Genomic DNA, 10,694 nt, shown 5'->3' with positions numbered 1-10,694 from the left:
CCCACAGCGGGTGCCGCCCTCTTCTGCGTTCGGACTTCGACGAGGGCACACAGCGTCAGACCTGGTCGGTCGGCCGTACGAGGAGTTCGTTGACAGCCACATGGCGTGGACGGGTGACGACGTAGGTGACGGCGTCCGCGACGTCCTCGGGCCGGAGGGTCTCCAAGGCGGCGTACCAGGCCTCGTTGTGCTCGCGGACGCCGTCGCGGATGTGGTCCGTGAGTTCGGTGGCGACGGCTCCGGGTTCGACGGAACTGACGCGGACGTGCTGGGCTGCGAGTTCCTGGCGCAGCGCCTCGCTGAAGGCGGTGACGGCGAACTTGGTGGCGCTGTACACGGCGGCGCCGCCGATGGCCTGCCGCCCGGCGACGGAGCTGATGTTGACCAGGTCGGCCACCCCGCGCCCCTGATCCCGGGCCGCGGCGACCAGGTGCGGCAGCGCGGCGTGCGTCAGGTTCAACAGGGCGGAGACGTTCAGGTCGACGTTGCGCTGCCATTCCCCCGTCGGCGCATCAAGAGCCGGACCGACGAGCATGATGCCCGCCGCGTTGACCAGGATGTCCAGGCGTCCCGTCTTCATCAGGACGCGGTCGACGAGCGAGCCGGCCTCGCCGTCGGCGGTGATGTCGGCCGGGAAGACATGCGCGGTACCACCTGACGCGCGGATATCGGCGTACACGGCTTCCAGACGGTCCTTGCGGCGGGCGGTGACGACGACGGTCGCTCCTTGGGCGGCCAGGGAGCGGGCGGTGGCCTCGCCGATTCCGCTGCTGGCCCCGGTGACCAGGGCGACGGTGCCGGCCAGGCGTACGGCGGGAGTGTTCACGACGGTTCCCCTCGGGTTCAATGGAAAACGAACTGGTTCGTTCTTCATATCGACCGTAGCCCCCGTCCCGCCATCACGCAAACGAACCAGTTCGTTTAGTCTGGTGCCATGGACAAGGCACAGGCGAGCAGACGACGTCTGCTGGAGGCGGGCGCGGCCGAATTCGCCGCGCACGGGATCGCGGGCGGGCGCGTGGACCGGATCTCGGTCCAGGCGAAGGTCAGCAAGGCCCAGATGTACGCCTACTACGGCAGTAAAGAGGGCCTGTTCGACGCCGTTCTCGCCGACCAGGTCGAGGGCATCCTCGACGCCGCACCGCTGACCGCCGACGACCTGCCCGGTTACGCCGTCCGCCTCTACGAGGCATACCTCGCCTACCCGCAGCTCGTACGCCTGGCCGGCTGGGCGCGTCTGGAACGCACCCCCGTCGGGCATCTCTTCGCCGAGGCCGACGAGACCCCGAAGCTCCGGGCCATCGCGGAAGCGCAGGAGGCGGGCCTCGTCGATCCGTCCCTGCCGCCCGCCGATGTGCACGCCATGGTCATCGCGATGGCGATGACCTGGTCACCGGGCAGCCTCACGTACACGGCCACGGCTGCCGACCCCGCCGCCGACCACGCCCGGCGCCGTACCAGCCTCGCCGCCGCCGTGCGCCGCGCCTTCACTCCCTGACGAGCTCTCCGAAGGAGCTCGCGGAACGAGCGCGCGGACGGGCTCTCGGAACGGGCTCCGCAACGGAACTCCGGGCGCCGACGTGCCTCAGCCGATGTCGAGGCTGCGCAGGACCAGCCCCGTGGCCGGTTTGGGGCCGAACGAGGTCGACTTGCGGGGCATCGTGACACCCTGTCTGGCCAGGTCCCGGACCACGTCCTCGCGCACCGGGTGCATCAGTACGGCCGTGGCGCCGCGCCGTTCCGCCTGCTCGACCGCCGCCGCCGCCTCGTGGATATAGGTGATGTGCTCCGGGGCGTCGGGGATCCGCCACACGTCGTCCAGGAGCGTGGAGTGCAGCACGGTCGCGTCAAGCGCGCGCCAGGCCGCCGGCCTGTCTGCACGGACCGTGCGGGTGAGCAATCGCGCGTCCGGCCGGTCGATCAGATGGAAACGGCCGTCGCCCGCGAGAAGGAAGGCGTTGCCCTCCGCGGCGGCGCCCGCGAGTGCGTCGAGTGCCCTGGGCAGCGGCCCCTCGACGGACCGGACGCGGAAGAGGCCGTCGAGGGCGTGGAGCGCGTCGGTGACCGGAAGGCGGTGCAGCAGCCGGTGGATGGCGCGCACCCGCAGCGGATACCGGGCCGTGTCGACGAGCAGGACGAGACCGAAGTCCCAGGGGCCGGGGGCGGACTGCTCCTGCTGCAGCCGCAGGTAGGTGGCCCAGCGGTGGTGACCGTCGGCGATCAGTGCCTGGCGGTGGGACAGATCGGACTCGATCTCCGCCCGCTCCGCAGGATCGGTGACGGCCCACAGACGGTGGCCGAAACCGTCCTCGGTCGTCGTGGTGAGGAGCGGGAGTCGCTCCACCACCCGCTCGATGACGGCCGTCGCGCCGCTCGGCCCGCCGTCACCCGCGTAGCTGAGGAGTAGGGGCTCGAGATGGGCGGCCGCGGTGCGCATCAGATCGGCGCGGTCCTCCACGACATCGGCCATGACGTCCTCGTGCGGCAGCACGACACCCTCCGACGCGGGGGAGAGCGCCAGGGCCCCGATCACGCCGCGCTGGAGGAGGTCACCGGCCCGCTGTTCGTACACGTAGAGCACGGGCACCGGGTCCGGGGCGAGGACACCCTCCGCGCGCCAGCGTTTCAGGGTGTCGGCGGCCTGGCGGTGGCGCGCGGCGGCCGTGCCGGCCTGCGGAAGGATCAGCCGCACGATGTTGTGCGGGTCCGCGGACTCCAGGTGGTGCAGACCGTCGGGCCGTACGACGACGTCGTACGGCGGCGAGGTCACCGCCGCCAGGCTGCCGACCTGTTCGGGGACGTACCGCAGTCCGCGGAAGGGAATCAGCCGCAGCCCCTGGCCGACGGCGGGCCCGGATGTGTTCATTCGGGCATCGTATGTGCGCTTCCGCGATGCGCGATGATCGGGGGAGAGGCATGGAAAGAGGAGCAAAGGCATATGAGTCAGCAGTACAGGTCCCGGCCGCTCGGGAGCAGCGTGGCGCTGAACGAGGCGTACGACACGGCCCTGCTCGATCTCGACGGGGTGGTGTACGCGGGCGGGCATGCGATCGTCCACGCCGTCGAATCGCTCGGGAGCGCCCGCGAGGGTGGCATGCATCTGGCGTACGTGACGAACAACGCGCTGCGGACGCCGGACGCGGTGGCCGAGCACCTGACGGAGCTCGGGGTGCCGGCCGATCCTGCTGATGTGATCACCTCGGCGCAGGCGGTGGCCCGGCTGATGGCCGATCAGCTGCCCTCCGGGGCCAGGGTGCTCGTGGTCGGCGGCGAGGGGCTGCGGGTCGCGCTGCGCGAGCGCGGCCTGGTGCCGGTGGAATCGGCGGACGACGATCCGGTCGCCGTGGCGCAGGGGTTCGGCGGGCCCGACCTCCCGTGGGGCCGGTTCGCCGAGGCCGCGTACGCGATCTCGCGTGGAGCGGTGTGGTTCGCGTCGAACACCGATCTGACGATCCCGGGAGCCCGGGGTATCGCCCCGGGCAACGGTGCGGCGGTGGAGGTCGTGCGGATCGCGACCGGGGCCGAGCCGCAGGTCGCGGGCAAGCCGCTGCCGCCGATGCACCGCGAGACCGTGATCCGGACGGGGGCGAAGCGGCCGCTGGTCGTCGGGGACCGGCTGGACACGGACATCGAGGGCGCTTTCAACGGCGGCGTGGACTCCCTGCTCGTCCTCACCGGCGTGACCGACGCGGCGCAGCTGATCGCGGCCGAACCCAAGTACCGCCCGACCTACGTGGACCGGGACCTGCGGGGACTGCTAACCGGTCAGCCCGAGGTGTCGGAGGAGGGCGGCGCGTTCCGCTGCGGCGGCTGGACTGCCACGGTGCGTGGTGAAGCACTCGTGCTGGACGGCGAGGGCGACGCGATCGACGGGCTGCGGGCCCTGTGCGGTGCGGCGTGGACGCACGCCGGGGAGGGCTCGTGCGGGCTGGACGCGGGGAAGGCCGTGGCCGGACTGGACCTGTAGGCGCCGGGCCTGGGGCCTCTCGGCCGGTCCGGCGTCCGGTCGGGACGAAAGACCTGGTGCGGTACAGGGGAGTTGAGAAGATTAGAGGATAGGCTAACCTAACCAGGTGTTGGTCGAGAGTCCCCCTGAATCGAGTTCCGGCCCCCCAGCCACGGAAGCGCGCGCCGGGCGCCACGCGGTGAGAGCCGCGGGCCTGCTGGTCGCCGTGGGTGTGCTGGTGCTGGTGTGCCTCGCGAGTGTCGCGATCGGTGCCAAGGCCCTGCCCCTCTCCGAGGTGTGGCACGGCCTGTTCCACTACTCGGGCACCAACGGTGACGTCCTCGTGCGGGATGTGCGGGTCCCGCGCACCGTGCTGGGGCTGATCGTCGGGGCGGCCCTGGGGCTGGCGGGCGCGGTGATGCAGGCGCTGACCCGCAACCCGCTCGCCGAGCCCGGTCTGCTGGGTGTCAACGCGGGCGCGGCGGCGGCCGTCGTCTCGGCCATCACCTTCTTCGGTGTCACCTCGCTGACCGGATACGTCTGGTTCGCCTTCGGCGGCGCCGCGATCGTGTCCGTGGCGGTGTATCTGCTCGGCGGGAGCCGGTCCGCGAACCCCGTACGGCTGGCACTCGCCGGTACGGCGGTCACCGCGGCGCTGTTCGGCTACGTCAACGCCGTACAGCTGCTGGACTCGGCGGCGCTGGACCGGCTGCGCTTCTGGACCGTGGGATCACTGGCCTCCGCGAACCCGGAGACCGTCGGCAAGGTATGGCCGTTCATCGCGCTCGGTGTGCTGCTGGCCCTTTTCATCGCCCGGCCGCTCAACGCGCTGGAGATGGGCGACGACACGGCCAGGGCGCTCGGCGCGCATCTGACCCGTACCCGCGTCCTCGCGATGGTGGCCGTCACCCTGCTCTGCGGGGCGGCCACCGCCGCCTGCGGGCCGATCGTCTTCATCGGACTGATGATCCCGCACCTGGTCCGCACGATCACGGGCCCGGACATGCGGTGGATCCTGCCGTACGCGGCCGTGCTCGCGCCCGTGCTGCTGCTCGGCGCCGACGTGGTGGGCAGGGTCATCGCCCGCCCCTCCGAGTTGCAGGTCGGCATCGTCACAGCGCTGCTGGGCGGGCCCGTGTTCATCCATCTCGTACGTCGTAAGAGGATGGCCCAGCTGTGAAGGCCACGCAGGACACCACGAAGACGGTCCACGCCGTGCGGACGGCCGGCGGGCTCTCGTTCAGGGTGGACGCGCGGGCGCTCACCGTGATCGCCGTGCTCGTCGCGGCGGCGGCCTTCGCCGCCGTGGTGCTGATCGGCAGCGGCGACTACCCCATGTCACCCGGTCAGGTCGTCACCACGCTGTTCGGCGACGGAACGTTCCAGCAGGAGTTCATCGTCACCGAACTGCGGCTGCCCAGGGTCCTGGTCGGGCTGCTGGTCGGCGCCGCGCTCGGGGTCGGCGGCGCGGTCTTCCAGAGCGTCTCCCGCAACCCACTCGGCAGCCCCGACGTCCTCGGCTTCGGCCAGGGCTCCGCGGTCGGCGCCCTCGTCGTGATCGTGCTCTTCCACGGTGGACCCACCGGGGTCGCGGCGGGCGCCGTCGTGGGTGGCCTGCTCACCGGCGTCGCCGTCTATCTGCTGGCCTGGAAGCGCGGTGTGCACGGTTACCGGCTCGTCCTCGTCGGCATCGGCGCCGCCGCGATGCTCACCGCGGCGACCCACTATCTGATCACCAAGGCCAACCTCGTCGACGCCACCCGCGCCGTCGTCTGGATGACCGGCTCGCTGGACGGCCGGGACTGGGCCCAGGTCTGGCCGCTGCTCGCGGTCTGCTGCGTCCTGATCCCCCTGGTCCTCGGCCACGGGCGGGCGCTGCGCATGATCGAGATGGGTGACGACGCCGCCCACGCCCTGGGTGTACGGGTGGAACGCACCCGGCTCGTCCTGCTGAGCTGCGCGGTGCTGCTCGTCGCCGTGGCCACCGCCGCCGCCGGGCCCATCGTCTTCGTCTCGCTCAGCGCCCCCCAGGTCGCCCGCCGGCTCACCCGCGCACCCGGCCCCAACCTGGCGGCCGCGGCAGCCACGGGCGCGGCCCTGCTGCTCGTCGCCGACTGGACCGCCATGAACGCCTTCGGGGACCGTCAGCTCCCGGTGGGTGTCGTCACCGGTGTGCTCGGCGGCTGCTACCTGCTGTGGCTCCTCGTGTCCGAGCGCAGGGCGGGACGCATATGAGGCCGGGCACCCCGGACACCTCGCAGACCATCCCCACAGACTCCGGGAGTACGACCATGCAGCGCCTCACCGCGGACTCGGTGACCCTCGGCTACGACCAGCGGACCATTGCCGAGAACCTCTCGGTCGAGATCCCCGACAACTCCTTCACGGTCATCGTCGGCCCCAACGCCTGCGGCAAGTCGACCCTGCTGCGCGCCCTCTCCCGGATGCTGAAGCCGAGCGGCGGAGACGTCCTGCTGGACGGGCAGTCCATCCACCGGATGCCCGCGAAGAAGGTCGCCAGGACGCTGGGCCTGCTGCCCCAGTCCTCCATAGCCCCGGACGGCATCACCGTCGCCGACCTCGTCTCGCGTGGCCGCTACCCCCACCAGGGGCTGCTGCGCCAGTGGTCGCCCGAGGACGAGCGGATCGTGAAGGAGTCCATGGAGTCGACCGGCGTCGGAGAGCTCGCCGACCGCTACGTCGACGAACTGTCCGGCGGCCAGCGCCAGCGGGTCTGGATCGCCATGGCCCTCGCGCAGCAGACCCCGCTGCTGCTGCTCGACGAGCCGACGACGTATCTCGACATCCAGCACCAGATCGACGTACTCGACCTCTGCGCGGAACTGCACGAGACACAGGGCCGGACGCTGGTCGCCGTGCTCCACGACCTCAATCACGCCGCCCGGTACGCCACTCACCTGATCGCCATGCGTGAGGGCACGATCGTCGCCGAGGGCGCGCCCGGCGACGTCGTCACCGCGCAGCTCGTGGAAGAGGTCTTCGGGATGCGGTGCCAGGTCATCGACGATCCCGAGACGGGAACGCCGCTCGTCGTCCCCGCCGCCCGCAAGAAGCGCACCGCGGCCTCCGTCTGAGGCCGCCGCCCGTCACAGCAGGGACTTGAGCTTCAGCAGGTCGCGGAAGCCCGCCTCCAGCCGCACCCGGCCCGATGCCCAGGCCTTCGCGAAGTTCAGCTCGCCGTCGACCATGGCCACCAGGTCGTCGCCGGTCATCGCGAGCCGGATCTCGGCCTTCTCCCGGGGCGGGCCGTCGTGAGTGTCCAGCACCTTGATCCGGCCGTTCGCCAGCCGGCCGGTGAAGGTCGCGTCGAGATCCCTGATGTGGCAGCTCAGCGAGCGGTCGAGGTCGGCGGCGCCGCGTACGTCGCCGTCGGCCCCCGCCAGATTGCCGGAAAGTGTGTCGAGTGCGCTGCGGCACTCCGCCATGGTCGCCATCGTCACCGACGGTACACCGGCCCTTCGGGGTAGCGTTCCCGCATGAGCGACTGGATGCCGGGGCCGGACACGGAGCAGCGGGGCGAGGCGGACGAAGCAGCCGCGGTAGCGCCCGCCGCGCCTCCCGCGCCCTCCTTCGACCCCGCACCGCCCGCGCCGCTCGGTGTCGCCCGCACCCCCACGGGCCACACCGGTGTCGACGCGCGGCTGGAGCGGCTGGCCGACGCGGACCACCTCGCGGCGGACGGTCACACCGAGGTGTACGAGGATGTACACCGTGGGCTGCGCGACGAACTGACCGCGTTGGACGCACGGCCCGCACCCGCACCGACGCCCGCGCACGACAACAGGAGCTGAACCGAACGTGGCAGGAGTGGCACGTCGCCGCCTCGACGCCGAGCTGGTACGCCGCAAGCTCGCCCGCTCGCGTGAGCACGCGAGCCAGCTGATCGCAGCGGGGCGGGTGACGGTCGGCGGGAACACCGCGACCAAGCCCGCCACCCAGGTCGAGACCAGCGCCGCCGTCGTCGTCGTCAAGGACGACAGCGACCCCGAGTACGTCTCGCGCGGCGGGCACAAACTCGCGGGCGCCCTCGCCGCCTTCGTGCCCCTGGGGCTGAAGGTCGAGGGACGGCGGGCCCTGGACGCCGGGGCCTCGACCGGTGGCTTCACCGATGTGCTGCTGCGGGCCGGCGCCGACCACGTCGTGGCCGTGGACGTCGGCTACGGGCAGCTCGCCTGGTCCCTGCAGTCCGATGAACGCGTCACCGTCAAGGACCGTACCAACGTACGTGAGCTGACGGTGGAGCAGATCGACGGTGAGGCGGTGGATCTGGTGGTGGGCGACCTGTCCTTCATCCCGCTCGGCCTGGTGCTGCCCGCCCTCGCGCGCTGCGCCGCCCCCGACGCCGACCTGGTGCTCATGGTCAAGCCGCAGTTCGAGGTGGGCAAGGAGCGCCTCGGCAGCGGCGGTGTGGTCCGCAGCCCCGAGCTGCGGGCCGAAGCCGTACGGGAAGTGGCGCGCCGGGCCGGTCTGCTGGGCCTCGGCGTCCAGGGTGTGACGGCGAGCCCGCTGCCGGGCCCGTCGGGAAATGTCGAGTACTTTCTGTGGCTGCGGGCCGGCGCACCTGAGCTGGACCCCGCGGATGTCGACCGTGCAGTGGCGGAGGGGCCCCGTTGACGACGCATGCGGCACAAACCGGGAACGCGGAACGCACCGTCTTCCTGCTGGCGCACACCGGCCGCCCGGCCGCGATCCGCAGCGCCGAGCTGGTCGTGCAGGGCCTGCTGCGGAACGGCCTGGGCGTACGGGTGCTGGCCGTGGAGGCACAGGACCTGCCGCTGCCGCCGTCCGTCGAGACGGTCACCGACGCGACGCCCGCGGCCGTGGACGGCTGCGAACTGCTGATCGTGCTCGGCGGGGACGGGACGCTGCTGCGCGGAGCCGAGATCTCCCGTGCCTCCGGCGTACCGATGCTAGGCGTCAACCTCGGACGTGTGGGCTTCCTCGCCGAGGCCGAGCGTGACGACCTGGACAAGGTCGTCGACCGGGTCGTCACCCGGGCGTACCAGGTCGAGGAGCGGATGACGCTCGACGTCGTCGTGCACGCCAACGGTGACATCGTGCACACGGACTGGGCGCTGAACGAGGCCGCCGTCCAGAAGGTCTCGCCGGAGCGGATGCTCGAGGTCGTCCTGGAGATCGACGGCCGCCCCGTGACCGGGTTCGGATGTGACGGGATCGTCTGCGCCACCCCGACCGGTTCGACGGCGTACGCCTTCTCGGCGGGCGGCCCCGTCGTCTGGCCGGAGGTCGAGGCGCTGCTCATGGTGCCGATCAGCGCCCACGCGCTGTTCGCGAAGCCGCTCGTGACCTCGCCCGACTCGGTGCTGGCCGTCGAGGTCCAGCCGCACACCCCGCACGGGGTGCTGTGGTGCGACGGCCGCCGGACCGTCGAGCTGCCCGCGGGGGCCAGGGTGGAGGTGCGGCGCGGCGCGGTGCCCGTACGGCTCGCGCGGCTGCACCAGGCGTCGTTCACAGACCGTCTGGTGGCCAAGTTCGCGCTGCCCGTACAGGGCTGGCGGGGCGCTCCGCACTGATATCCCGGGCCGCTGCTCACACCCGCGTGAGTGAATCCGTCACCGGGGCCCGTCGCAGACCGGCCCCCGGACCTCGTAAGGTCATGTCCGTGCTGGAGGAGATGCGGATACGGTCGCTCGGAGTCATCGACGACGCGGTGGTGGAGCTGTCACCCGGTTTCACCGCGGTGACGGGTGAGACCGGCGCGGGCAAGACCATGGTCGTCACGAGCCTCGGGCTGCTGCTCGGCGGGCGCGCGGACCCCGCCCTGGTGCGGGTCGGTGCCAAGGCCGCGGTCGTCGAGGGGCGCATCACCGTGTCCCGGGGCGACGCGGCGGCGGTGCGCGCCGAGGAGGCCGGGGGCGAGATCGAGGACGGTGCGCTGATCGTCAGCCGTACCGTTTCGGCGGAAGGGCGCTCCCGTGCGTATCTCGGGGGAAGATCCGTGCCCGTGGGGGTGCTGGCCGAGCTCGCCGACGAACTCGTCGCCGTGCACGGCCAGACCGACCAGCAGGGGCTGCTCAAGCCGGCCCGGCAGCGCCAGGCCCTCGACCGTTACGCGGGCGGCGGCGTCGAGGCCCCGCACACCAAGTACGCGGCGGCCTACCGGCGGCTGCGCTCGGTCGTCACGGAGCTCGACGAGCTGACCACCCGCGCCAGGGAGCGTGCCCAGGAGGCGGATCTGCTGCGCTTCGGCCTCGACGAGGTCGCCGCCGTGGAGCCGCTGTCCGGGGAGGACACCGAACTCGCCGCCGAGGCCGAGCGGCTCGGGCACGCCGAGGCGCTCGCCTCCGCGGCCGCCCTCGCCCACACGGCGCTCGCGGGCGATCCGGAGGACCAGGAGGGTGTCGACGCCACCACGGTGGTCGCCGCCGCCGGACGGTCCCTGGACGCCGTACGGGCGCACGACCCGGCGCTGGCGGCCCTCGCGGACCGGATCGGCGAGATCTCGATCCTGCTCGCCGACGTGGCCGGGGAGCTCGCCGGATACGCCGATCAGCTGGACGCCGACCCGCTGCGGCTCGCAGCCGTCGAGGAACGACGTGCCGCGCTCACCGCTCTCACCCGCAAGTACGGCACGGACATCACCTCCGTGCTCGCCTGGGCCGAGGACGGTGCCACCCGGCTGACCGAGCTGGAGGGCGACGACGACCGCATCGGCGAGCTGACGGCGGAGCGCGACGCGCTGCGCGCCGAGCTCTCCGTCCTCGGG

At 72.1% G+C, this 10,694-nt stretch carries 12 protein-coding genes; 9 read left to right on the top strand and 3 right to left on the bottom strand.

Annotation, left to right across the window (positions count from 1 at the left end; all coding sequences use genetic code 11):
- Window positions 1–55 precede the first annotated feature (55 nt).
- Window positions 56–826 carry an SDR family NAD(P)-dependent oxidoreductase gene (locus tag ACFWFI_RS35495; RefSeq protein WP_387398536.1) on the bottom strand — a complete coding sequence of 257 codons (771 nt, stop codon included), beginning with the start codon at window positions 824–826 and terminating at the stop codon, window positions 56–58.
- A gap of 108 nt (window positions 827–934) precedes the next feature.
- Here ACFWFI_RS35495 and ACFWFI_RS35490 point away from each other — a divergent pair, with 108 nt between their 5' ends.
- Window positions 935–1,498: a TetR family transcriptional regulator gene (locus ACFWFI_RS35490; protein ID WP_387398534.1), complete on the top strand. Its 564-nt coding sequence runs from the start codon at window positions 935–937 to the stop codon at window positions 1,496–1,498.
- A gap of 87 nt (window positions 1,499–1,585) precedes the next feature.
- On the opposite strand, the gene ACFWFI_RS35485 is transcribed toward ACFWFI_RS35490, so the two are convergent.
- The gene (locus ACFWFI_RS35485; protein ID WP_387398531.1) at window positions 1,586–2,866 is read right to left on the bottom strand and encodes a DUF1015 family protein; all 1,281 of its coding nucleotides are present in this window, start codon (window positions 2,864–2,866) and stop codon (window positions 1,586–1,588) included.
- Between the two features lie 72 nt (window positions 2,867–2,938).
- On the opposite strand from ACFWFI_RS35485, the gene ACFWFI_RS35480 reads away from it, so the two are divergent.
- The 4 genes from ACFWFI_RS35480 to ACFWFI_RS35465 all read left to right on the top strand — a co-directional run bounded on the left by ACFWFI_RS35480 (window position 2,939) and on the right by ACFWFI_RS35465 (window position 7,041).
- Window positions 2,939–3,967: an HAD hydrolase-like protein gene (locus ACFWFI_RS35480; protein WP_387398529.1), complete on the top strand. Its 1,029-nt coding sequence runs from the start codon at window positions 2,939–2,941 to the stop codon at window positions 3,965–3,967.
- Window positions 3,968–4,073: 106 nt separating this feature from the next.
- The gene (locus tag ACFWFI_RS35475) at window positions 4,074–5,126 is read left to right on the top strand and encodes a FecCD family ABC transporter permease (RefSeq protein WP_387398526.1); all 1,053 of its coding nucleotides are present in this window, start codon (window positions 4,074–4,076) and stop codon (window positions 5,124–5,126) included.
- The gene (locus tag ACFWFI_RS35470) at window positions 5,123–6,181 is read left to right on the top strand and encodes a FecCD family ABC transporter permease (protein ID WP_387398524.1); all 1,059 of its coding nucleotides are present in this window, start codon (window positions 5,123–5,125) and stop codon (window positions 6,179–6,181) included. The genes ACFWFI_RS35475 and ACFWFI_RS35470 overlap by 4 nt, the downstream gene beginning before the upstream one ends.
- A gap of 56 nt (window positions 6,182–6,237) precedes the next feature.
- Window positions 6,238–7,041 carry an ABC transporter ATP-binding protein gene (locus ACFWFI_RS35465; protein WP_387398522.1) on the top strand — a complete coding sequence of 268 codons (804 nt, stop codon included), beginning with the start codon at window positions 6,238–6,240 and terminating at the stop codon, window positions 7,039–7,041.
- A 12-nt stretch (window positions 7,042–7,053) separates the two neighbouring features.
- On the opposite strand, the gene ACFWFI_RS35460 is transcribed toward ACFWFI_RS35465, so the two are convergent.
- The gene (locus ACFWFI_RS35460) at window positions 7,054–7,401 is read right to left on the bottom strand and encodes an alkyl sulfatase C-terminal domain-containing protein (RefSeq protein WP_387398519.1); all 348 of its coding nucleotides are present in this window, start codon (window positions 7,399–7,401) and stop codon (window positions 7,054–7,056) included.
- Between the two features lie 42 nt (window positions 7,402–7,443).
- Between ACFWFI_RS35460 and ACFWFI_RS35455 the strand changes: the two genes are divergently transcribed.
- From ACFWFI_RS35455 to ACFWFI_RS35440, 4 genes are all read left to right on the top strand, one after another.
- A complete protein-coding gene (locus ACFWFI_RS35455) occupies window positions 7,444–7,758 on the top strand; it encodes a hypothetical protein (protein ID WP_387398517.1) in 315 nt (104 codons plus the stop codon).
- 7 nt (window positions 7,759–7,765) lie between these two features.
- Window positions 7,766–8,581: a TlyA family RNA methyltransferase gene (locus ACFWFI_RS35450; RefSeq protein WP_387398514.1), complete on the top strand. Its 816-nt coding sequence runs from the start codon at window positions 7,766–7,768 to the stop codon at window positions 8,579–8,581.
- The gene (locus ACFWFI_RS35445; RefSeq protein ID WP_387398512.1) at window positions 8,578–9,501 is read left to right on the top strand and encodes an NAD kinase; all 924 of its coding nucleotides are present in this window, start codon (window positions 8,578–8,580) and stop codon (window positions 9,499–9,501) included. Before ACFWFI_RS35450 ends, ACFWFI_RS35445 begins: the two co-directional genes overlap by 4 nt.
- 83 nt (window positions 9,502–9,584) lie before the next feature.
- Window positions 9,585–10,694 (top strand): AAA family ATPase (locus ACFWFI_RS35440; RefSeq protein WP_387398510.1); only part of this gene is annotated, 1,110 nt, incomplete at its 3' end.

Source organism: Streptomyces sp. NPDC060209, from assembly GCF_042728155.1.
Classification (GTDB): Bacteria; Actinomycetota; Actinomycetes; order Streptomycetales; family Streptomycetaceae; genus Streptomyces.
This window is presented reverse-complemented; position numbering and strand designations above follow the sequence as displayed.